At 49.3% G+C, this 23,730-nt stretch carries 18 protein-coding genes; 12 read left to right on the top strand and 6 right to left on the bottom strand.

All coding sequences use genetic code 11. The features are described from left to right. Window positions 1–85: 85 nt before the first annotated feature. Complete coding sequence (locus N5E87_RS18500) at window positions 86–2,212, bottom strand: TonB-dependent receptor (protein WP_279775663.1); 2,127 nt, start codon at window positions 2,210–2,212, stop codon at window positions 86–88. 195 nt (window positions 2,213–2,407) lie between these two features. After that, window positions 2,408–3,253 carry a transporter substrate-binding domain-containing protein gene (locus tag N5E87_RS18495; protein ID WP_086902222.1) on the bottom strand — a complete coding sequence of 282 codons (846 nt, stop codon included), beginning with the start codon at window positions 3,251–3,253 and terminating at the stop codon, window positions 2,408–2,410. Window positions 3,254–3,507: 254 nt separating this feature from the next. Between N5E87_RS18495 and N5E87_RS18490 the strand changes: the two genes are divergently transcribed. Then, window positions 3,508–3,735: a ribosome alternative rescue factor ArfA gene (locus tag N5E87_RS18490; protein WP_086902221.1), complete on the top strand. Its 228-nt coding sequence runs from the start codon at window positions 3,508–3,510 to the stop codon at window positions 3,733–3,735. A 308-nt stretch (window positions 3,736–4,043) separates the two neighbouring features. Here the strand turns inward: N5E87_RS18490 and rimO are convergent, their stop codons facing one another. Continuing rightward, window positions 4,044–5,474, bottom strand: a complete 1,431-nt coding sequence (gene rimO / locus N5E87_RS18485) for a 30S ribosomal protein S12 methylthiotransferase RimO (protein WP_011624182.1) — start codon at window positions 5,472–5,474, stop codon at window positions 4,044–4,046. 434 nt (window positions 5,475–5,908) lie between these two features. Between rimO and N5E87_RS18480 the strand changes: the two genes are divergently transcribed. The 3 genes from N5E87_RS18480 to N5E87_RS18470 all read left to right on the top strand — a co-directional run bounded on the left by N5E87_RS18480 (window position 5,909) and on the right by N5E87_RS18470 (window position 9,375). Then, window positions 5,909–6,619 (top strand): oxidative stress defense protein, encoded by a 711-nt coding sequence (locus tag N5E87_RS18480; protein WP_086902220.1) that lies wholly within the window; start codon window positions 5,909–5,911, stop codon window positions 6,617–6,619. 270 nt (window positions 6,620–6,889) lie between these two features. Next, window positions 6,890–7,681: a class I SAM-dependent methyltransferase gene (locus N5E87_RS18475; RefSeq protein ID WP_279775662.1), complete on the top strand. Its 792-nt coding sequence runs from the start codon at window positions 6,890–6,892 to the stop codon at window positions 7,679–7,681. A 659-nt stretch (window positions 7,682–8,340) separates the two neighbouring features. Then, a complete protein-coding gene (locus tag N5E87_RS18470; RefSeq protein ID WP_279775661.1) occupies window positions 8,341–9,375 on the top strand; it encodes a DUF2806 domain-containing protein in 1,035 nt (344 codons plus the stop codon). Window positions 9,376–9,881: 506 nt separating this feature from the next. On the opposite strand, the gene N5E87_RS18465 is transcribed toward N5E87_RS18470, so the two are convergent. Then, a complete protein-coding gene (locus tag N5E87_RS18465; protein WP_011625022.1) occupies window positions 9,882–10,985 on the bottom strand; it encodes a phosphoribosylaminoimidazolesuccinocarboxamide synthase in 1,104 nt (367 codons plus the stop codon). A gap of 702 nt (window positions 10,986–11,687) precedes the next feature. Between N5E87_RS18465 and N5E87_RS18460 the strand changes: the two genes are divergently transcribed. From N5E87_RS18460 to nrfD, 4 genes are all read left to right on the top strand, one after another. Then, window positions 11,688–12,314 carry a pentapeptide repeat-containing protein gene (locus tag N5E87_RS18460; protein WP_279775660.1) on the top strand — a complete coding sequence of 209 codons (627 nt, stop codon included), beginning with the start codon at window positions 11,688–11,690 and terminating at the stop codon, window positions 12,312–12,314. Between the two features lie 487 nt (window positions 12,315–12,801). Next, window positions 12,802–15,084, top strand: a complete 2,283-nt coding sequence (gene phsA, locus N5E87_RS18455) for a thiosulfate reductase PhsA (RefSeq protein ID WP_279775659.1) — start codon at window positions 12,802–12,804, stop codon at window positions 15,082–15,084. Between the two features lie 12 nt (window positions 15,085–15,096). Continuing rightward, the gene (locus N5E87_RS18450) at window positions 15,097–15,663 is read left to right on the top strand and encodes a 4Fe-4S dicluster domain-containing protein (protein WP_279775658.1); all 567 of its coding nucleotides are present in this window, start codon (window positions 15,097–15,099) and stop codon (window positions 15,661–15,663) included. Window positions 15,664–15,665: 2 nt separating this feature from the next. After that, window positions 15,666–16,610 (top strand): NrfD/PsrC family molybdoenzyme membrane anchor subunit, encoded by a 945-nt coding sequence (gene nrfD, locus N5E87_RS18445; RefSeq protein ID WP_279775657.1) that lies wholly within the window; start codon window positions 15,666–15,668, stop codon window positions 16,608–16,610. A gap of 124 nt (window positions 16,611–16,734) precedes the next feature. Here nrfD and N5E87_RS18440 read toward each other — a convergent pair whose 3' ends face one another. Together N5E87_RS18440 and metJ are read right to left on the bottom strand one after the other, a co-directional pair. Then, the gene (locus tag N5E87_RS18440) at window positions 16,735–17,478 is read right to left on the bottom strand and encodes a sulfite exporter TauE/SafE family protein (RefSeq protein WP_011624172.1); all 744 of its coding nucleotides are present in this window, start codon (window positions 17,476–17,478) and stop codon (window positions 16,735–16,737) included. 101 nt (window positions 17,479–17,579) lie between these two features. Then, window positions 17,580–17,894, bottom strand: coding sequence for a met regulon transcriptional regulator MetJ (metJ, locus tag N5E87_RS18435; RefSeq protein ID WP_086902215.1), 315 nt, complete (start codon window positions 17,892–17,894; stop codon window positions 17,580–17,582). Window positions 17,895–18,116: 222 nt separating this feature from the next. Here metJ and metB point away from each other — a divergent pair, with 222 nt between their 5' ends. The 4 genes from metB (at window position 18,117) to slyA (ending at window position 23,726) form a co-directional block, all read left to right on the top strand. Then, window positions 18,117–19,280, top strand: a complete 1,164-nt coding sequence (gene metB, locus N5E87_RS18430; RefSeq protein WP_176370279.1) for a cystathionine gamma-synthase — start codon at window positions 18,117–18,119, stop codon at window positions 19,278–19,280. An 11-nt stretch (window positions 19,281–19,291) separates the two neighbouring features. Then, window positions 19,292–21,685: a bifunctional aspartate kinase/homoserine dehydrogenase II gene (locus N5E87_RS18425; protein WP_279775656.1), complete on the top strand. Its 2,394-nt coding sequence runs from the start codon at window positions 19,292–19,294 to the stop codon at window positions 21,683–21,685. A gap of 303 nt (window positions 21,686–21,988) precedes the next feature. Further along, window positions 21,989–22,882 carry a methylenetetrahydrofolate reductase gene (metF, locus tag N5E87_RS18420; protein ID WP_279775655.1) on the top strand — a complete coding sequence of 298 codons (894 nt, stop codon included), beginning with the start codon at window positions 21,989–21,991 and terminating at the stop codon, window positions 22,880–22,882. A gap of 370 nt (window positions 22,883–23,252) precedes the next feature. Next, the gene (slyA, locus tag N5E87_RS18415; RefSeq protein WP_086902296.1) at window positions 23,253–23,726 is read left to right on the top strand and encodes a transcriptional regulator SlyA; all 474 of its coding nucleotides are present in this window, start codon (window positions 23,253–23,255) and stop codon (window positions 23,724–23,726) included. The last annotated feature ends 4 nt before the right edge of the window (window positions 23,727–23,730 follow it).

Below are 23,730 nucleotides of genomic sequence, written 5' to 3'. Positions count from 1 at the left end.
AAAGGGCAAATGCTAATGCATTTGCCCTTTTTGATTTAATTGCACCGTGCTAAATAGCGCTGCCACATTTTAGCTGCAGTGCTCATTAGAATTTGTAGCTGGCACCTAATTCAAATGAGCGACCCGAGCCTGCGACTTGGCTAAAGCCACCCGTGCTATCGGCCTTAAACTCGGCAAGGTTGACACCACCCAGTGGTAGCTCGTAGTAAGTATCAAACAGGTTGTTGATCGCAAAGGTTAAACTCAGTTCTTGCCATTTGATACTGCTACTTAGATTTAACAGCGAATAGCTGTCGGTCTCATTTTCTAAGCGGCGATCATCGACCTTATCCTTAGTCGCTACCCATTGCCATGACAGGCGGTTTTCCCAATCACCCAGTTGATGACTAAGGGTTAACTCGGTTTGTAGCGGTTTGATTTGATAAAGCGGCTCGTTACCCTCATCGCGCTCGCCACGGGTGATATCGAGCTTACCTTGCATCTGCCATTTACCGCTGTCGGTATCGGCTAATAGGTAGTTCGCACTCAACTTAGCGCCATATAAATTGGCATCTTCGTTGGTGAATTTAAGGATATTGCGTTTACCGTTGGCTAGGCCAGTACGGTTAAAACTGCCAATCACCTCGGCATCAATATAGTCGGTCACTGCGCTATACCAAGCCGTGGTCGAGAATTGCCATGCATCGCCATTAAACTTATAGGCCGCACTCAGTGTATACGCCGTTTCGGGCTTAAGATCGGGGTTGCCCACATAGCCGTTACCGTCGCCATACCAGCCGATCATTGTGGTTGCCATCACGCCTCGGCCCCAGCTGTAACGCTCATACAGGTTTGGCGCGCGGTTTTTACGGGCTAAGCCAAATTCCAATTGTTGTTTGGCCGACAATTGATAACGCGCCAACAGAGTGGCATCGATTAGGTTATCGTCTCGGCTTCTATCCATAGCATTAAAGGCTTTGGCTGCCTCGGCATCCACATTCGGCATGCCCATCATGGGCATATTGCTGTAGGCCTGCACTTCGCCCGTATCTGTGGTGACATATTCATAACGCACCCCAGCAGACAACCACCAGAGTGGCGTGAGGTTTTGCTGCCATTCGCCATAAACTGCCGCGCGGCGGCGTTCACCGTCGTTGATATTGATATAGTCATTGGGTGCCATCATAGTGCCGGGCACGGCTGGCCAAGTATCATCGAGTTGATAGTTATAATATTCCTGCCCAACGAGTAACGTGCTGTTATCGCCCATAGGTAAGCGCCAATGCAGTTGATAGCTGTAATCGCTGCCTTCAGTGTTCATCGGCATCTTGCCGGTTTTTTCCGGGGTGAAGAAGCCCATTTCATGCTTCACACTGTGCCAGTTTAACTGGGCGCTAAACTCGCCCTCGTTGTCTAAATCCCGCAGATAACGGACTAGGGCACCGTAACTCTTGTTATCCGTCATATCCATGTATTGGTTAGGGAAACCTTGGAACGGGATCGCCTGATGCGTTAGCTTAATCGCCAGTTGTTGTGTGTCATCACGCCATGCCGCTGTTAACGCATGGTTTTGGGCGCGATAGAGGGTATCGAGCACTTTATCGCCGTGACCATCCTGGTAGCTGTTGGCATCTTCATAGGCGCCTTGATAGCTGAGACTTAAGTCCTTACTGGCAATCCCAGCTTTAGCACCGAGTAAGAAGGCGTCGCTGGTGCTGCGGTATCCCGATGAGATTTCGCCGCTTTCGAAGCTGAGGTTGTCGCTGTCGTTAAACTTAGGATTGAGGCTATTAACCTTAATCACCCCGGCGATATTGTCGCCGCCCGCACTGACGGGGGACACGCCCGCGACCACTTCTATCGAGCTGATTTGATTAGCGGAAACGTAGGAAAGTGGTGGGTTCATTTGGTTAGCACAGGAAGCGGTGATATCCGCGCCATCGACTAGCACTTTAATGCGATCGCCCATCATGCCATTGAGTACGGGCAAGGCGGAAACGCCGCCCGCTTCGGAGAAATCGACGCCTTGGTCTTTTAGCAAGGCATCGGCCGAGCCTAAGGCATTACGGCCAATACTCTGTTCGCCATGGACTTGAATACGTTCAATTTGAGTTTGATTTGTCTCGTCGGCCATGGCCTGTGAGGCAACTGAAGCGCCTAATGCTAAGGTCAGCGCGCTGGCGATTGCGGAGCATTTAAAGCCGTGGGGGATAGTTGAAGCGTTTGCAGCCATCTTATTGTCTTCCATTCACTTAGATAAATTGCGCTGCATTATAAAGATCATCACAGTGTGACAGGTGCGGCATATTGTCGCAGAGCTTATAAAGACAAAGCTGAATTAGCGGCCTGAAGGCTAGCTAGCACCAATGTGAAGATAAGCTAGCGCCAAGGTGAGGATAACTGTGGCGCGGTTTAACACGCCCTAGGATTAACCGAAGTGATTGAAGTAGATACGTTGGGTTTCCCCTTCGGCATCCATGGCGGCGAGTGCCTTGGCAAACTCATAGGCCTTTGAATCTTCGGCGAGTCTGTTGGGGCTGTTATCTGCGCTGACGGGGAGGTCTGCTCGGTAATTGGGGTTATGTTGCCCGCGAAAATGGCGGCTTTTTTTCGAAAAGCCCAGATACATGGCCTGAGGCTGCTGGCAGCAATTCGGGTGCAGCTTAAATTGGTTCATGTCCCGCTGCTTAAGGTAGTAGCTGATGGTGGCCTGATCGTAGATAAAAAAATCCCCTTGGCTGGCAAGCAAGTAATCTAAGGCCTTAGGCACATCGAGTTCTGGCGGTTTACGTACCGACATGGTCTCGGGGAGGCCGTTAAAGTCGTAGCTGCCGGGGGCGATTAACAGTGTCATCCCGCTCTGAGACAACTGCTCTAACGAACGTATATCGGCCGCCCCCGCACGGCTAATGCCGATGGCGCGCTCCGACAGGCCATTAGGAATAAAAAAGGCAAATTGAGCGCGCTCTTCACTAAAACTCAGGCCTGGATAAAAGTCGATATTACCGAGTTTTAAATCCCGCAAAATCCGCATCTTAGGCGCCCGCGTGATCCTGAGTTTGCAACCAATCCGCTCGGCGGCGGCTTGATAGATATCGTGGTAAAACCCTTGGTTATTAGGTTCGTGTTGGATAAAAGGAAGGCGTTCACTGGTGCGATACCCCATGGTAATGATGCACTCAGAGCTTGAAAAAGCCTGCGCTAAGCTGGGGAAGAGGCTGACTAATAGGAAAACGAGGCTAAGTAAGGGCCGATAAATAACTGCAAATTGCAAAATGATCTCCTTATCCCGTGATTACAAAGGGTAATCTTGCCGCCAATGGGCGAGCTAAAAGTACAACTAAGGCGAAGGCTTGTTAGCCTAATGTATTATTTTTATTGAATTAATCTATCATACTTTTTGATAATAAAAAGCGTGATTCTTTGCACTACTGCACAAACTCTGTACATCCTGTCATATTGCGCTATAGTGTCGCCGCAGGTCGAGTGAGGTGTATTTGGTCTGTAAATATTAACTGAGGAGTTCCTATGGCAAAGCTTAAAGAGACTAGCGTGCTCGAACATGAAAATGGTCGCGGCACTATTACCGACAACGCACTCAAGGCAGTGGTGACTAGCTCACTGTTTAGAATGCGAACCGAAAAGCCGAAAAAGGGCAAAGGGTCTTACAACCGTAAAGCAGCAAACCGAAAGGGGTATCAGCACAGGGGCGATACCCCTTTCGACTTTATGGGAGTTTGCCTTGCTGGAGCCTAGCGTTGAAGCCTTAACTTTGCTCGCGCTGATTTGTTTATCCCTTATCTCTGCTCGATTTCTCTTTGATTCTTATCCTGTAAACCTTTAACGCGCCATTCTCGAACTTATTCCTCGACTTATCTGCTCTGCCATTTGCTGCCGATATCCTTCAATGCCTATCACTAGGTCGGTAACGTTTGCCCATAAAAAAGCGAGCCCCTTGACTATTAATATCAAGGGCTCGCTATTGATGCTTTTAATCCGGCGAATCGAATGCGAAGGGCAAGCGCTTAGCGCGAATGCCTAAGCCTAGTGTTTAAGCCGAGTGCTTAAGCCTCGATATCATCCTCTGCATCGGCGTCGACTAACTCGGCCCACAGATCGTGCTCGTCGGAGTGAGTGATCACGGCGCGAACTAACATGCCGGGTTCGAGTTCGGTTTCACCGTTGATAAAGACCATGCCGTCGATTTCTGGAGCATCGGCGAAGCTGCGGCCAATGGCGCCTTCTTCGTCAACGTCATCGATCAGAATATCCATAGTACGGCCAACGAAACGGGCTAAACGCTCGGCGCTGATCTCGGCCTGGACTTCCATAAATCTGTGGTATCTGTCTTCCTTCACGTCTTCGCTGATAAGTTCAGCGATGGTGTTGGCTACAGCACCTTCCACTTCTGAGTACTTGAAGCAGCCTACGCGGTCGAGGCGCGCTTCACGCAGGAAGTCGAGTAGCATTTCGAAGTCTTCTTCGGTTTCGCCAGGGAAGCCCACGATAAAGGTTGAGCGGATCACCAAGTCTGGGCAGATTTCGCGCCAGCGTTGGATGGCTTCTAACTGACGATCAACACGGCCTGGACGCTTCATCATCTTCAGGATGCGTGGGCTGGCGTGCTGCATTGGAATATCTAGGTATGGCAGGATTAAACCTTCGGCCATCAAGGGGATCAGATCGTCAACCCATGGGTATGGGTAGATGTAGTGTAAACGTACCCAAGCGCCCATCTTGCCCAGTTGGCGAGCAAGGCTAGTGATGTCTTGCTTTACAGGCATACCGTTCCAGAAGTCGGTGCGGCCGCCCTTGTCTTTACCGTAGGCAGAGGTATCTTGGCTTACGACTAAAATTTCTTGCACGCCCGATTCAACCAAACGCTTGGCTTCATCTAATACGCTACCCGCTGGGCGGCTGTCTAAATCGCCACGCAGTGCAGGGATAATGCAGAAGGTACAACGGTTATCACAACCCTCTGAAATCTTTAAATAAGCATAATGCTTAGGCGTTAACTTAACCCCAGTTTGTGGGATTAACGAGGTAAATGGGTTGTGCTCTGGTTTTGGCACGTACTTGTGTACATGCTTTAACACGGCTTCGTAGCTGTGTGGACCCGTGATTTCGAGCACGTCTGGGTGCACTTCACGGATTTGGTTTTCCTTGGCGCCTAAACAGCCGGTCACGATCACTTTGCCGTTTTCTTCTAGGGCTTCGCGCACCGCATCTAAGGATTCTTCAACCGCCGCATCGATAAAGCCACAGGTGTTGACGATAACCAGATCGGCATTGTCGTAGCTGTTGGTGACTTCATAGCCGTCGATGCGTAATTGGGTCAGAATGCGCTCTGAGTCCACTAGGTTTTTTGGGCAACCCAAAGACACGAAACCGATGCGATTCCCTGTAGCAGTAGAATCAGCGCTCGCTGCTTCTAATGTCTTGGCTGGGGTCTCAAGCGTGGTTGTTTGCTTAGGATTAAAAGTTTCAACTGTCATGGTGTCTCGCTGATGCTGATAAAAGAGCGCCGTAAAAAGAGCGCGGATTATACCTGAAGTGATTAAAAGGTACAGTGTCTTTGGGTGAAAAGTGTACAGCCAAGAGAGCGTTTCTACCAGTTGCGGCGCGGCAGAGTCCGTAGCTTAGTTATCCCGCCGCATTTCATCTTGAGTGAATGGCTTTACGGTTTGAATGGCGCAGTGCACAGCCGCTCGGCGCCGATTTAAAAAATTTTCAAAAAAATTAACCCTTTTTATTTTTGCCTGCGTTTATAGGGGTAGTTTGCATGATGCGTGGCTATCGCAACGGACGATAATTGGTGCTGTTACATATTGGTACTTACGCCTTGGGATAGCGAGTCGTACTTTTAACCGATAGCCGCCGCGTCAGAACCACGGCAGTCTCGCCTTAAATGATTTAGTTGGAGTTAACAATGAAGCATTCTCTTTTAGCTGTATTAGTGGCTGGTGGTCTTTTTTCAGGTGTGTTTACCGCAAAGGCGATGGCCGCCGATGTAGATTTTCCCCATATTGAAACCATGGGCGTAAGCCAAATTCAGGTTGAGCCGGATATGGCAGAGCTTAATGTCGAAGTAGCCGTTACTGAGAAAGAGGCCAAGGCCGCTAAGGATAATTCGGATGCCGCAGTGGCGAAATTTATCGCCCGTTTAACCGCCGCGGGCATTACCAAGGAGCAAATCCAAAGCGCTAACTTAAATCTGCAGCCGCAATATGTGTATGCCCAGGATAAGGCGCCAGAGCTGAGTGGTTATACCGCGAGTCGCCAAATCACAGTCACCATTAGTGATTTAGCCCGCTTAAATACGATTTTGGACTCTGCCTTAGAGGAGGGGATTAACAGGGTCAATAATATCGCCCTTAAGTCGAGCAAAGAGGCCGAGTATGTGGCCAAGGCGCGCCAAGCGGCGATTGTCGATGCTAAACAAAAAGCCGAAAGCTTAGCCAAGGGATTTGGGGAGAACCTAGGTAAGGTGTGGCAAATTCGTTATTACGATCAACGCCCTGTGCAGCCCGTAATGTTACGTATGAATGCCAAGGCCGATGCCATGGGCGCCGCCGAAAGCTATCAATATGGCCAAGTGACTATCGAAGATAGAGTCGAAGTGGTTTATAAATTCAAATAAAACCGCGATGTGAGTATAACTATCTATCACTCTGGGCTGCTCAACTGAGCAGCCCATTTTTATATGCTTGGCTGTAAAAGCATATCCCACTCAGCGAGCCTGGTTGAAGAAAACGCTTGCCCCATCTTTTATCCTAGTTCACTGTTTTATTGAATAAAATGGATTCTCGCGTTTTGCTCTCGTCTCTAGGGCGGAATTGCGTGTATCGGTTCTTAGCCAACTGATATATCATGCGCCACCCTTAATTGCCTATGGCTCCTGTTTGCCGCTATGTCTTCTAATGCGCTTTATACCGATCTCTCCGGTTATTACGATCTCATGTGCTCCGATATCAACTATCAACAACAGAGTGCGAGCATCCATCGATTGCATCAGTTCTTAGGCAATAATGGCAAGCAACACCTAGATCTAGCCTGTGGCACTGGCCCGCATGTAAGGCACTTTATCGACCTTGGCTATCAGTGTCGTGGTCTGGATATTAATCAGCCCATGCTCGATATGGCCATGCGTCGCTGCCCAGAAGCGCAGTTTAATCTACAGGATATGACTGCCTTTTATCTGGAGCAGCCAGTGGATTTAATTACCTGTTTTTTATATTCCATTCATTACAGTGCGGGCATCGAGCGCCTTAAGAGTTGTATTGCCAGCGTGCACCGCGCCCTGAATGACGGCGGGATATTTTGTTTTAACTCGGTTGATAAGCACCGCATCGATAACCGCTTATCGATTAAGCATTTTGCCGAGTTTGAGGGACACCATTTTGCCTTTGAATCTGGCTGGCATTACAGTGGTCAAGGCGAAAACCAGTCATTAAACCTGAGTATTGCAAAGAGTCACCAGCCTTTTACTCAACTCACTGATTTCGAAGGCGATACCGATACATTTGCGCATCAGACTGAGTTATGGCAAGACCAACACACTATGGTCGCGACCAGTTTCGCGGAGCTGCAAGCGTTACTCGCGCCATATTTTGAAGTACATATCTTTGAACACGATTATGAAAAAATCGTCCCATGGGATTTAAGCTCAGGTAATGCGCTGTTTGTCTGTGTGAAGATTTAACCTTGGGTTGAAGGTGTGGCAACTGGGCGGTTAGCTTTGGCTGCTCTGATTTACACCCATATCCCATCTTTGCCTGTCACAATTTTCCTGTGAGTAACTGTTTACCATTGCGGCCTAACGGCCGAGGTGAATCAAAGTCGTGGGGCTTCACCCCACACCCGACCAAAAGGGGAAAAACGCCTGTTCCCCTTTTGGAAATCCCCCGGCGTCCCTAGCGAAGTTACATGCATTGATTAGTGGCTTCGTGCTTATTCGAAAATCGCTAACGCTTCCGATGGTACATCCTGTACCCCGAAAGCTAACTCGGCATCCATGCCTCGCTCACGCGATTTTCTTCAACGCCCTTCAGCAACTTCGCAGGGGAAGGTGAACTTCTGTGACCTCGGTGTTTGTTGTTAATCCCTAAAGAGTTACGCCTGTCCAATCTTTCGCCATGCTAGCGGCTTCATTCAGACCAATCCTCGCGGATAAGCCCTTGTCATTCGCTAGTAGTTAACGTTTAATAACAGGATGTTATTGAACGGTGACCTCCCTACAGAGGACTTTCATCTCATTAGTTCATGCCCATGCTGGGCGAACACAAGCGCAAGCAGTCGGAAAAATTACTCGCTGCGCTCCCAATTTTCCGCTGTTGCGGGCGTTAAGCTTCTAGGAGACTTATGGATTATCCCGGAGAAAAATTACTCCTAAAAATGTGGGAGACACTTGCTGAAAAAGGAATTGGTTCATTGCTCGCGCCATGGCAAGAGAAACGCATGGCAGATGCTAGAGCAGAGATCCGCCGGAAAGAAATGCTTGTATTGGCTCAGGCAGAAATTGAAGTTGAATCAATAAAATCGGGCAAATCAAGCTTTCAACTGAAACCACAGGTTAAACTATTAAATGCGCCATCTGAAAATATAGATGCACAAGGTCGCATTGAGCCCACCATAGATCTCACAGGCTTAGCTACAGCCGTTAGCAATAACGACTTTTCTGAATCTGTTCGCAAGGAAACTAACGTTGCCAAATCAATACTGATCGCTGAAGACATATTAGGCCAAGATCAGCAAGAGCCTTCAGACACCCCTATTGATGATGATTGGATTTACTCATGGAGAGACTACGCAGGAAGAGTTTCCTCTGAAGAGCTACAAGATCTTTGGGGGCGAATCTTAGCTGGTGAAGTAAAACAGCCAGGGACTTACTCCATGCGCACTTTGGAGTTCTTAAAAGGCTTATCAAAATCCGAAGCTGACCTAATTAGCAAAGCTGCTCGTTTTGTCATTGATGGCAGAATCTACCGAGAAAAAGAAGAATTCCTAGAACCAGAAGGAGTTAATTTTTCAAGCCTTTTGTTTTTGCAAGATATTGGAATACTTTCAGGAGTAGAGGCTCTCGGACTTACCACAACGTATAAAACACAAGATCAGAACAAATATTTTAAAGGCTTAGTCGCAAGTAATAAGGTTATTCTCATAGAACATGAAGATAAAAACAAAACCGTAGCGGCGGAAGTATATTTATTAACGCGAGTTGGCGCTGAAGTTTTGAGACTAGCTAGCTTCGGAGTCCATACAGAGTATCTAAATTCTGTCGCAAAGGACTACGCAAAAAAAGGATTTAATGTAAAAACAGCTGATTTTATCCAGCAAACAGCAAGTTCGGGGCGCTACTTTAATCCGAAAGAAGTAAAAATCGAAGAAAATGCTTAACAAGTCAATGAATTTAACGAGCCACCCATTGTTAAATTTACTAAAGGAGATGGTAGTTTTCACTCTGGTTGTTTTGCATGGCGAGCAGACAACGCCAAAGTGACAGGAGTTCACCTTACCCTGCGAAGTTGCCGCGGGGCGTTGGAATAAATTGCGTGAGTCCGGTCATGGATGACCGGCTAGCTTTCGGGGTACAGGATGTACCATCGGAAGCGATAGCTATTTATCCATAAGACCAAGGCTAGTACCTAATGCATGTAACTTCGCTAGGGGCGGCAAGGGAGATCCAAGAGGGAATTGCTGTTGATCCCCTCTTGGTCGGGTGTGGGGTGAAGCCCCACGACTTTGACTTTGGCTTTGATTTTTCTCAGATTAACATTTCAGAATTGAGTTAAATTGGCTTATACAAATAAATCCAAACCCAGTTTGAAAAACAAAAAAGGCGCCTAAGCGCCTTTTCTACATTTAGAGGTTAAGGAAAAACTCCCTACCTCATCGAAATCTGATTAAACAATCAGATCATACTCTTCACGTAGGATCTTAATAATATCTGCCTTTGGATTGGCTGGCAGCGGAATTGCCGCGCCAGTCACCTTCTCGGCGATGCCGGTGTAAGTGCGTGACACATCCATCATGGCCTCTAATGGCAGAGCATTATCACGGGCGAGGGCTTCGCGCTCTGGCATTCTGTCCTTGTTGAGCAGAATATCTGGATCGGGGAAGTGGTTCAGCAGGAACTGACGGAAGCCTTCCTTAGAGTTTTCAAGGATTTTACCATCGCGGTAGGCGGCGCCGTCCCAAATGCGGGATGAATCGGGTGTGCCTACTTCATCCATATAGATCAGTTTTGAGTTACCGTTTTTATCGGTCACATAACCAAATTCGAACTTGGTATCCACAAACACTTGGTCAAGGTCGGCCAGAGCTTTAGCGATCACCTTAAAGCCATCTTTTAACAGCTTCTCGTACAGGTCGATATCTTCTACCTTTTCAAAACCAAAGGCTTGGTAGTTGGCTTCGATATCGCTGCGGCTGATGTTCACATCGTCCTGCGCGGGTACACCGGGAATCCCAGTTAAAATACCTTTGGTCGAAGGAGTGATCAGCAAATCTGGCAGCTTTTGATCTTTCTCTAAGCCTTCTGGCAGTGTGATACCGCAGAATACGCGCTCGCCCTTAGAGTAGGCGCGCCACATTGAGCCAGTAATATATTGGCGGCAAATGGCTTCGACTTTAATCGGACGGGCTTTTTGGACTATCCAAACGAAGGGATGCGGAATATCTAAAATGTGGCTGTCGGCTAAACCGTTTTCGGCAAATAACTTAAACCAATGATTAGAAATGGCATTTAATGCCGCGCCTTTACCTGGAATGCCTTTTAATCCGCCTTCACCGTGGAAGATGCAGTCGAAGGCTGAGATACGGTCGCTAATCACCATGATGGCAAGCGGCGTATCTTCGGGCACATTGTAGCCCTTGGTTTGAATTAAACGGCGGCTGTCGGCGTCGGTTAGCCAGTAAACGCTACGTACCTTGCCGCTATGGACTGGGCTGTCGGTGCGGATGGGTAAATCGTTGTTTACGGCTAATACGGAATCAGCAAGACTCATGACGAGTATTCCTTTGGATAGAGAGTGTAGGGACGAGTTTTTTATTCGTTGCGGTGTGCTTAAGCCGTATATGCCTAGCCACCTTTTTATTATTGACCAACAGCTTATCGCTAAGTGCGCACAAGAGATTGGTGAGGTTAAAACGTAAAGCGAATAGGATATTTTCGGGCGATAGGCAGGAGAGAGAAGGTCGGGATAAGGGGTAAAAATAGCACGCAGAGCAAGGTTGGCGCCAGAGAGAATCTGGTCTGTTCAAGCGGGGGAACCCCGTGCCATTTTGCTCGAAAAGGCTAACCATTAATCCGAGAGAACCTTGTTAGACAGCCGCGAAAAGTGGCGCCATTTTACCTTTATTCGCAAAATTTTCCACGGCTATTTATGCACATCTGTGCGGCGTGTCGGGGTAAATTGGGGAGGGGAGCAATGCGGCGGCTGAAAATACTTTCCATAAAACCCGAGCAGAGGAATCGCGAAGCTTGAGTTTATAGTGTGACTCGCTAAGCCTTAGAATGGTATTAATCCCAATATAGGCATGCAGTTAGCTCAGTAAATCGGGTTAGCATAGGTGGTCTGAATAATGGTCGTGGCTAAGCACGATATACAGCGTGGCCTTTTGCGTTAGCGCCCATTTTTTGTGAATTGAAAAACACAGTTTGCCCATCAGCCCTTAGCCTAAGGCAGAGGGCACAGTAGAGGTAGTCTATGACAGATGTAAAAACGCCGATGATGGCGCGCGCCGCATCCGAGGGGCGGTATTTTTTCTCGCAGCAATTTATCGCCTTGGCCGAAAGCCAAACCCAGTGGCAGGAGTTGGAGTTTGAAGAGTGCGAGTTCCACGATTGCCAGTTTAGCGATAGCACATTCCGTAACTGTAAGTTTATCGATTGCCGTTTTGTGGGCTGTAATTTGAGCCTGCTCAAGGTGCCCTTAAGCCAATTTAACGGTGTGCGTTTTGAAGAATGTAAGTTGGTTGGCATAGATTGGACCCGCGCCGCTTGGCCGAGATTATCCTTTGCGGCGCCTTTTAGCTTTAGAACTTGCATCTTAAACGATTGCTCTTTTATGGGGCTTCAGCTCGATGAAATGGTGCTCGAGGGTTGTAAGGCGCAGGATGTGGATTTCCGTGAGGGCAAGTTTAATCGCGCCAACTTTAGTTACAGCGATTTTCGCCACAGCTTATTCGGCCGTACCGAGTTGATGGAGGCGGATTTCTCCGAGGCGACCGATTACGATATCGATATTTTTAACAATAAAATCAAGGGCGCTAAGTTTAGTCGCGACGAAGCGATTCGTTTATTAAATGGCTTAGAGATCACCTTGGTTGACTAACTCCCTTAGGCATTGGCCTTGCTTATGCCTGACTCCCTTTCAACGATTCCCCTGTGACGACTGGGCGAAACACTTACCCATACACTGGGCGCACGCGGCCATTCTAAATATGGGAGTGGCTTTTGAGGGTTTTTGAGAACTTTTTAACTTATCAAAGCCGCGAGTCTGTGCGCTGGCTTAGTACTGGTTTAGGCCAAACAGGCTTATTGATCTTATTCACGATTTTTTAGAACAATTTTAACTTTTAGTTGCCGCAGATCACACTCAACTTGGCCATGTGGTTTACCACAATATCCGCCTCTCCCTTTCGGGATAACAATCCCCCTGAAACAGCAAAATGCCGACACGACGTAACACTAGGTCTGTTGGCACTAATAACTAAAAACCTGCGAGCAAATTTAGTCTTTAAACCGCAGTGGTAAGCCAAAGCCTAAGTTTGCGTGTGCCAAGTGGTGCATTAGGGTGGATGAGTGTGATGGAGGTAACCATGATTGAGCTTAATAGGCGAACCTTTTTAAAGGGCGCAGGGGCCAGCGGTGCAACATGTGCATTGGCTAGCCTGTTGCCGGGCAGCTTAGCGGCATTAGAGAGCAAGCAGCTAAAAGGAATGGGCAAAGACATTGCCAGTATCTGTGAGATGTGTTCGACCCGTTGCCCGATTTCGGCGCGGGTGATTGAGGGCAAGAACGTCTTTATCAGTGGTAATAAGGCGGCCAAATCCTTTGGTGGTAAAGTTTGTGCTCGGGGTGGCGCTGGCCATAGTTTACTTTACGATCCACAGCGTATCGTGAAGCCACTCAAACGGGTGGGTGAGCGCGGCGAGGGCAAGTGGGCCGAGATCTCTTGGGATGAAGCCTATCAACTGATTGCCGATAATCTTAATAAAATCAAGCAAGCTTATGGCCCTGAAGCCGTGGCGTTTTCCTCTAAGTCCGGTTCGCAAGAAAAACACTTATTCCATCTCGCCACCGCCTTTGGTAGCCCGAATACCTTTACCCATGCCTCAACTTGCCCCGGTGGTTACGAAATTGCCGCTAAGGCCATGTTTGGCACTAAGGTCAAGCGCGATTTAAGCAACTCCAAATATATCATTAACTTCGGCCATAACCTGTACGAAGGCATCAACATGTCCGAAACCCGCGGCATGATGGCGGCGCAAATGGATAAAGGCGCCAAGCTGGTGGTGTTCGAGCCAAGATTCTCCATCGTCGCCGACAAAGCCGATGAATGGTATGCGATCCGCCCCGGTACCGATGTGGCGGTGGCTTTAGCCTTATGCCATGTATTGATAGAAGATAATCTCTACGACAAGGCCTTTATCGAGCGTTATGTGGAAGGGTTTGATGCCTTCGCCGCCGAAGTCAAAGCCTATACCCCTGAGTGGGCCGAAACCATTTCCGATGTGCCCGCCAAAGATATTCGTCGTATCGCCCACGAATATGCGGCCAAGGCACCCCATGCTGTGGTGGATTTTGGTCACCGAGCCACCTTTACCACCGAAGAGTTTGAAATGCGCCGGGCCTTGTACGCTGCCAATATTTTGATTGGTAATATCGAGCGCAAGGGCGGTATCTACCTAGGTCAAAAGCCTGGCGACTATAACAAACTGGCGGGAGAAAGCGTGGCGCCCGTATTAGGTAAGCCCGGCGTAAAAGATATGCCTAAGCCTGCGGCGAAACGTATCGACCAAGTGGAAGAGCAGTACGCCATGATGTGGTCATCGGGCGGGATTTATCAAACGATTCTCGATGCGACCTTAACAGCCGTACCCTATCAATTACACGGCTGGGTGATGTCCCGCACCAACCCAATGCAAACCATGACCGACAGGGCGCGTGTGGTTGAAGCCTTGAAAAAGCTCGATTTTATTGCGGTTTGCGATGTGTATATCAGTGAAACCGCCGCCTATGCCGACGTCATTTTACCCGAGTCGACTTACCTTGAGCGCGATGAAGAAATCGCCGACAAGTCGGGTAAAAATCCAGCTTACTATGTGCGTCAACGCGTGGTGGAAACCCTAGGCGACACTAAGCCTTCATGGCAAATCTTTAAGGATATTGGCCATAAGCTTGGGCTAAGTGAATTTTACCCTTGGGACAACATGGAAACCCTGCAAATGCTGCAGGTGAATCGCGATACCGCACTGCTGCGCCGCATTAAGGATGAAGGTTTTGTTAGCTTTGGTAAGCCCATCATGCTGCGCGAACCTAAGATGGTGGCCGAGTTTACTAAGGCCTACGCCAATGCCAAACCCGTGGATGAAGACGGAACATACGGTAGTTTGCTCAGCTTTAAAACCCCAAGCGGCAAGATTGAGTTGACCTCCGCCAAGGTCGAAGCCATGGCGCCAGGACGCGGGGTGATTAAGTTCCGCGAAGTGCATTTGAAGAAAGCCGACGAGCTGTACTTTATCCAAGGCAAGGTCGCCGTGCATACCAATGGCGCGACTCACAATATCTCCATGTTAACTAACCTGATGTCGGATAACGCCATTTGGGTGCATCCCGTCACGGCGGGCAAGTTAGGGATCAGCAATGGCGACCCGATTCGGTTAACCAGCAGCGTGGGTAGCGAAGAAGGCCACGCCTTAGTCACCCCGGGCATTCGCCCCGATACCGTGTTTGCCTATATGGGCTTTGGCTCTAAAAACAAAGAGTTGGTTAGAGCGACTGGTAAAGGTATCCACTGCGGAAACTTACTGCCCCATCAAACAGCCCCTGTGTGTGGCATGAATATTCATACGACAGGCGTCACGCTGGCAAAACGCTAATTGGAGGCTCAAATGACGAAAAGATATGTGATGGTGCACGATGAGAACAAGTGCATCGGCTGCCAAGCCTGTAACGTGGCCTGCCGCAGTGAAAATGGCGTCCCCGAGGGCGTAGCCCGTTTGCAGGTGAGAGTCGAAGGTCCCTATGGCGAGATGCCACACCTGCACTTTAAGTACCACAGGGTATCGTGCCAGCAGTGTGAAGATGCGCCTTGTGTGAAGGTGTGTCCAACGGGCGCGGCCTATGTGGGTGAGGATGGGATTGTCTCCATCCATGGTGATAAGTGTGTGGGTTGTATGTACTGCGTGGCGGCGTGTCCCTACAAGGTACGTTTTATGAACCCAGAAACCAAAGTGGCTGATAAGTGTAACTTCTGTAAGGACACGCGCTTAGCCCGGGGTGAAGAACCCGCCTGTGTGACTGTGTGTCCGACCGATGCCTTAGTGTTTGGCGACGCCAACGATCCACAGAGTGAGGTCGCTATGCTACTCAACACTAAGATCACTTACCAAGATAAGACCCATTTAGGCACTCAGCCTAGGGTATATCGCGTTCCTACCAAAAGAGGGGGGATTTGATTATGAACAATACTTGGGGCGATATGGCGCAATATGATCCCGTCACTTGGCATTGGATCATCGCCGTGTATCTGTTTATGGCGGGCTTATCCGCCGGAAGTTTGCTGATTGGCATTGGCCTGCGTTGGTTTAATAAGGAGCAAGCGCAGGGTGAGACGAGTATTCTCAAGGCCGCTGCGATTATTGGCCCAGTGGCCATTTGCCTAGGCTTGGCATGTTTAGTGTTTGATTTAACGAAGCCTTTCCATTTTTGGCTGATTTTAATCAACTATAACTTCCAGTCTGTAATGGCGATTGGTGTCTTAGCACTACTGGCTTATTCACCCTTAGCATTTGCCTACGCGATTCTTGTGCTGCGCGATGAGCTGCCAAAGTGGGGCTTAGGTTTCCTCGTGCCTATCGCTAAGCTGCTGATGCCCTTTAGAAAACCGATTGAAGTGCTGCTGTTTATCCTTGCGATTGGCGTAGGTGCTTATACTGGCTTCTTAATTTCGGCCATGAATGCCTATCCGATGTTGAACACTGCGGTATTGCCAGCGCTGTTTTTAGTCTCTGGTTTATCGGCGGGCGCGGCGGCTAATGCGGTGCTGGCGCTGGTGATGTTCAAGACCGATAGCCACGACAAGGCCTTAGCCAAAATGCATGGCTTAGAGCTGCCAGTGATGGCAATCGAAATCATGTTCCTGTTTATGTTGTTCTGCGCCTTGTACTTTAAGGGCGGAGCGGCAGCTGCGGCGCTAGCATCACTCACCTCTGGCGTGTGGGCGAGCGTATTCTGGATTGGCGTGGTCGGGATTGGTTTTGGTATTCCGCTGTTGTTTATGCTGTTGCCGACCGCGACGCGCCATAGCAAGGGGGCAATGATCATGGTGGCCTGCGCCAGCTTAACCGGCGTGTTAGCACTGAGACACTTTATTGTGTATGCGGGACAAAGCTATCTAAGTTAGTGCCATTGGTTAATGGCAATATCTATGGGTAAATCACATATCCCAGCAAGCAAAAAGCACCGATTAACGGTGCTTTTTTTATGGGGCGATTAGCAGGATTTCATTGCGGTAATTATTGCGGTAATTATTGCGGCAATAGCTCAATCACTGATTTCACCGTGAGCACTAAAGCACTGATAGCGCAGAGGGCTAAGGTTGCCATCTTGGTCTTGTGTTTATCCACATTCCCCACCAGTTTGCCCGCCACTAAATAGCCTAAAAACACTGAGGGCAGTAGCATCAGTGATAACCACAAATGCTTGATTTCGAGTAGGCCCGTCACCCCAAGAATGACTAGGGCTATGGTCGAGCTGAAGATAAAGAAGGCCGACAGTGCGGCGCGAAATTTGGAGGCATCCTTACCCGCCAACAGAATCGCCATCGGTGGGCCACCAATGGCGGCAATATTGCCAAAGATCCCCGATACTACGCCCGCGCCAAACAGGGTTGCTTTGTTCACGGGAAGAGTCAATTTATACAGGCTCAGCACCACGGCGACTGCCACAATGCCAGCAATCGCCAGACCAAGAATCGGCTGCGGCGCAAACAGCAACAGGCTGGCACCGATAAAACCTCCGGGTACTCGACCGATAAGCGCATATTGCAAACCATTGAATTCTAAATGGCCGCGTTCACGCAGTAGGGTGAGTAGGGCGATGGAAAAACCCATCACAATCACGGGGGCGGGCACTAATTCGGGGTCGACAATATACAGCAACGGGCTCGCCACCACGGCAAGACCAAAGCCAATCAGACTCTGGGTGAGGGCACCTAAAAACACAATCACAGACGCAATGGCGAGCGTTTGTGGATCTATCAAGGAGAACATAGGATTCCATCAAAACAAAATAGGGATCGTTACTCTAACCCATCAGGCAAGATGAGTATTAACGATCCCTAATGATAAGTAGGATATTGGACGCTTAAGCGTTACTCCATATCTTCCCACTCGATCCCCATCTCGTCCATCAACCGTTTCGCTTCGGCGGGAATGCTGTCTGGGCTATCTTTCGACAGATCGGCATCATCAGGCAGAGGCTGGCCGGTGTAGGCATGCAAAAATGCTTCACACAAGAGTTCGCTATTGGTGGCGTGGCGCAGGTTGTTCACCTGACGACGGGTACGTTCATCCGTGAGGACTTTTAGCACTTTGAGCGGAATAGACACAGTAATTTTCTTTACTTGTTCATTCTTCTTGCCATGTTCAGCATAGGGGCTGATGTATTCCCCATTCCATTCAGTCATTGACTCACCTGTTATAACGCTAAATTCGGGGCAGATTTTAAACCCTTACAGATAACAGTCAAATTATTGCTACTATTTCTTAGTGATTGCAAACAGATTTCTTTATGTTTAGACGTCTAAACGTCTTAACGCCTATTGACGATACCACTGGGCTTAGGTACATTTAGACGTCCAGACATCTCTTTGCGAACTTAGGAGTTCCCGATGACCGCAGGCAAATTAGTGACCGAACGTCAATTAGCCACATTAGCAGTGCGTCAGGGTATCGAAAGCGATACTCAGTATGGCGCGGTGGTGCCGCCAATTTACCTGTCGACTAATTACGCCTTCGATGGTCATAAAAATCCTCGCGAATTTGATTACAGCCGTTCCGGCAATCCCACCCGCAGCATCTTAGGTGATACCTTAGCTAAGCTGGAAAAGGGCGCAACCGGTGTGGTGACTTGCACTGGCATGGCTGCCATTACTTTAGTGACTACCTTGCTCGGCCCCGATGACTTGCTGGTGGTTCCCCACGATTGTTACGGCGGTTCGTACCGTTTATTCACTAACTTGGCTAAAAAGGGCCAATTTAAACTGCTGGTGGTCGATCAAACCGACGCCCAAGCGCTCGAGCAAGCCATCGCCCAGCAACCTAAGATGGTGTGGATTGAAACTCCATCAAACCCTCTGCTGCGAGTCGTCGATATCGAAGCTATCGCGAAGGCGAGCCACGCAGTGGGTGCTTTAGTGGTGGTGGACAATACTTTCCTCTCGCCCATTTTGCAGCAACCGCTGTTACTCGGTGCCGATATCGTTATCCACTCCACCACTAAGTACATTAATGGTCACAGCGATGTGGTGGGCGGTGCGGTGATCGCCAAAGATCCTCAACTCGGTGAGACCTTACATTGGTGGTCGAACACCTTAGGTTTAACTGGGTCTGCCTTTGACAGTTATCAAACCCTGCGCGGTCTGCGTACCTTGGCCGTACGCATTCGCGAGCACCAAAGCAATGCCCAGCGAATTCTGGACGTGCTGGCGAGCAGCCCTGTGGTGAGCAAAGTGTATTACCCAGGCCTTGCGGATCACCCCGGCCATGCCATTGCCGCCAAGCAGCAAAAAGGCTTTGGCGCTATGCTGAGTTTTGAGCTTAAGGGCGGCGAGGCCGAAGTGGTCGCCTTTTTAGATGCCTTAAGTTTATTCAGCGTGGCCGAGAGCTTAGGTGGCGTTGAGAGTCTCGTGGCCGTGCCCGCGACTATGACCCACAGGGCGATGGAGCCCCAAGCGCGTTATGAAGCTGGCATTAAAGACACCCTATTACGTTTGTCGGTTGGTATTGAAGATGCCGACGACTTAGTTGCAGATATTCAAGCAGGATTGGCCGCCGTTGCGGCTTGTCAGTAGAGGAATTCGAGATGGCACGTTGTCACTTACATAAATTTGGTGGTTCCAGCTTAGCCGATGCCGATTGTTATCGCCGAGTCGCCCATATTCTGTTAACCCATGGTCATAGTGATGATCTGGTGGTGGTGTCTGCTGCGGGTAAAACCACTAACTTTTTATATAAATTATTGTCCCTGCGCGATAGCAACCAATTATGGCAAGAAGAGTTACAAGTCCTTATCAGCTATCAGCAAGGTTTGATTGAGCAGCTGTTATCTAATGAGCAAGCGCGGGATCTACGTGAGCGTTTAACCACGGATAAAGCTCAGTTAATCAGTCTATTATCTTTAGATTCCCGTAACGATTACCAAATTAGCCATGTGGTGAGCTTTGGTGAGCGTTGGTCGGCGCGCTTAATGGCTGCGCTACTGCGTGAATCGGGTGTGGCCGCAAACCATGTGGATGCCTGCTCGATTCTTGTGGCCGACGAGGCCGCCGTACCGCAAATTCGCGTGCAAGAATCCCGCGCCAAAGTGCAAGCCTTACTGGCGGCGCATCCTAACGAGCGTTTAGTGATCACAGGTTTTATCTGTGCCAACGAGCGTGGCGATACCTTGCTATTGGGTCGCAATGGCTCTGACTTTAGCGCCAGCTTAATTGCCAGCCTCGCCGACATTGAGCGCGTAACCATTTGGACCGACGTTGAAGGGGTATTTAACGCCGATCCGAACAAGATCAACGATGCGAAATTACTTAAGAGCATGTCCCTCGCCGAAGCCGATCGCTTGGCGCGTTTAGGCTCACCTGTTTTGCATTCGCGTACTTTGCAGCCGCTGTTTAACACTGAGGTGAGCCTCGCCGTACGTTCAAGCTACGCCTCCCATACCGACTTTACCCTGATTGCTCCCCACAGCTCCTCGGCGAGTGCGCCTGTGGTGACTAACCTCAATGCCGTGGTGTTATTTGGCTTTAAGATCGCGGGCGATGTGGCCAGTCTGCTCGAGCAATTAGTCGAAGCAGGATTAACGCCACTGGCCCATTGGGTATCGGCGCATCAACGGCTTGAGCTTGCTTATACCGCTGAAAACCAAAAACAAGTACAAAAGTTATTGGATGCGCAGGCCGAAGCCCTCGGCATTAAAGATCTGCAAATTAATACCGAACTCGGTTTAGTGGCGCTTGTGAGTGCCGATGCCGAGCATTATCGCCGCAGCTTTGCCCGTTTACTGAGCCGTGACGCTAAGCCCTTGTTCAGTGGTGATTTAAGTCTGGTGACCTTAGTGCCACAGTCGCAGGTTAATCTGCTGACGCAAAAAGTGCATCGCCGCTGCGCCGGTCCACGTAAACGCATTGGCGTATTGCTGCTGGGTGTTGGCAATATTGGCGAGGCGTGGGTGAAGCTGTTTAAGTCAGTTTCTCCCTCGTTAAATCAAGAGCTTGAAGCGCGTGTCGAACTCGTCGGCTTGGTGAGTTCCAGCAAAGCCCTGATCAAGTCTACGGCTGTGGATTTGGAAAACTGGCAGCAGGAATTCGATACCGAGGCAACACCTTGGCAATATGAGCACTTATTCGAACAATTAGAACAACTTAACTGCGACGAACTGATTGCATTAGACATCAGTGCCAGCGCCAGTTTGACCCTACAATACCCAGAGTTTTTCGAGCGTGGTATCCATATGGTCAGCGCGAACAAGCTAGCGGGTTCTGGCCCGCTGCCGTTCTACCGCGAGCTGAAGGAACAACTCGGTTATCGCCGTCTATTCTGGCGTTATAACGCCAGCTGCGGTGCGGGCTTACCTATTCAGCACGCCTTAAACGATTTGCGTAACAGTGGCGATAGCGTTGAAGCCGTCGGCGGGATTTTCTCTGGTACCCTGTGTTGGTTATTCGAGAAATACGATACCAGCAAACCCTTCTCGGAATTAGTGGTTGAAGCACGTGGCCTCGGCATTACTGAACCCGATCCCCGCGACGATCTTTCTGGCCGCGACATGCAGCGCAAGCTGCTGATTTTGGCCCGTGAAATCGGTCTGGAAATCGAGCTTGAGGATATTGAGCTGCGCTCCCTAGTGCCGACCCATTTAGCGGATATTCCATTGGAGCAATTCCTTGCCCGTATCGGTGAGCTGGATGATGAATTGCAGCAACAATACGGCGCAGCGGCGGAGCAAAACAAAGTGCTGAGATATGTCGCCTCCTTGGACAATAGCGGCGCGGCCCTGAAAGCCGAGGTGGGATTACAGTGGATTGATGCGAATCATCCCTACGCTAACCTTACGCCTGGGGACAATGTGTTTGTGATCCGCTCTGCTTTCTACCAAGGTAATCCGCTGATTATCCGTGGACCGGGTGCGGGCCGTGAAGTGACGGCCGCGGCGGTGCAATCGGATCTGACGCAGATCTGTCGCGATCTGCTGCAAGAGTAGTCATAAACCCCGACACTTGAAGAACTTAACCCCCGTATCTTCAAGCTGATTCGGCCAATATTCATAGACGTAAAGGACTCATTCGAGTCCTTTTTTTATTGGCGAAGATCAGGACTAGAATCAAGGTGGTCAACGAGGGATAAGAAAATGCCAAAAAGGGGAATTTTTTGGCTTGACTTAACGGCCAGTTTCTCTAGTATATGGACATATAGACGTCCAAACGTCCATATGGATTAAATTACTGCACTTATAAGTCGTACCAGCGCGATGGAGCGTCGCACTTGGGCGGTTGAGGAAATACACATGGCTTTTCATCACGCACAACATTCACATTCGCTAAACCAAAGTTTGTCTGAACTTAATGGCGATATTAATGTTTCTTTTGAGTTTTTCCCGCCATCAACCCCCGAAATGGAACAGATCCTGTGGAACTCTATCCGCCGTTTAGAGCCGCTGAATCCTAAGTTTGTTTCAGTGACCTATGGCGCCAACTCGGGTGTGCGTGACCGCACCCATAGTGTGATTGAACGTATTCAAAAAGAAACCAATCTGGTTGCCGCGCCGCATTTAACCCTAGTGGATGCCAGCGACGAAGAATTGTTAGATCTGGCGAAGCATTACTGGAAATCGGGGATCCGCGACATAGTGGCGCTGCGTGGCGATTTACCAGCGGGCAGCCCGAAACCGACTCGCTTTGCGGCGGATTTAGTGCGCTTACTGCGCTCAGTGGCCGACTTTGATATTTCGGTTGCCGCTTACCCAGAAGTACACCCAGATGCGGCTAATGCTCAGGCCGATTTGATTAACCTCAAGCGTAAAATCGATGCGGGTGCCAGCCGTGCTATTACCCAGTTTTTCTTCGATGTTGAATCTTACCTGCGTTTTCGCGACCGCTGCGTTGCGGCGGGAATTGATGTCGAAATCGTCCCCGGCATTTTGCCTGTGACCAACTTTACCCAGTTAAAACGTTTCGCGGGCATGACCAATGTGAGTCTACCGAGCTGGTTGCATAAGCAGTTCGATGGCCTAGAGAATGATGCGGGCACGCGTCAGCTGGTGGGGGCTAACGTGGCGATCGATATGGTCAAAGTGTTATCCCGTGAAGGGGTGAAGGATTTCCACTTCTACACCCTTAACCGCGCCGAGCTGACCTATGCGATTTGCCATACCTTAGGGGTCCGCCCAAAGGCGGTATAACGCAGTAAACATCCATAAAAAACGCCGCTATTTAGCGGCGTTTTGCTTTTGGCTAGTGACTAATTCCTAAATCTTAAATTGGGAGAGCAGAGTCGTTAAGCGCATGGAAAGCTGCGCGAGTTCATCCCCCGCCCGCGCGGTTTGCACTGAAGTTACATTCGGAAAAATTGTTTTAATCTAATAGGTTAATGAGATTAATGTCACCATCTTCTGCGTCTATTCCCCCTCCCAAAGCGATATTACTACCGCCGTTTCATACCGTTTTGCGGATTTCGTGGCAGCGTGCACAGATCTTTTTTTCGTTACGAATATTTACTTAGCCTGCTAACTAAGTATAATGCTTAGCAGGCTAAGTAAATGAGTAAGCATGATGCAGAAAGAATTAGAGCGATTAAAGGAGTTATCCCTAGCGGAACATTTAGGCCGCTTGCACCGACTATGGCGCACCGTGGCGGATGTGGAATTAGCGCCACTCGGGTTAACTCATCCTCGTTGGACGGCATTGTGGAAGTTATTGCGTTTGGGCGACAACGTGAGCCAGAAGGTGTTGGCGGATGCGCTGGAAATTGAATTGGCTTCTTTGATGCGCACGTTAGGGCAGCTTGAGGAGCAAGGTTTAGTCGAGCGTCATTGCTGCACTAAAGATAAGCGCGCCCGAATCGTATCGCTAACGCCCGCGGGAAAGGATGTATTAAAGCAAGTCGAAGCGCGGATTATTCAAGTGCGCGCAGAGTTGTTGGCTGGGATCAGCGCCAGCGAGCTTGGTGAGTTTGAACGCATCATTAGCCTAATCAGTGATAACGCCTTAGCCAAGTTGGCTAAGAGCACAGAAATTCTTGAGTGAGAAA

It is taken from the genome of Shewanella sp. GD03713, assembly GCF_029843705.1.
Taxonomy (GTDB): Bacteria; Pseudomonadota; Gammaproteobacteria; order Enterobacterales; family Shewanellaceae; genus Shewanella.
This window is presented reverse-complemented; position numbering and strand designations above follow the sequence as displayed.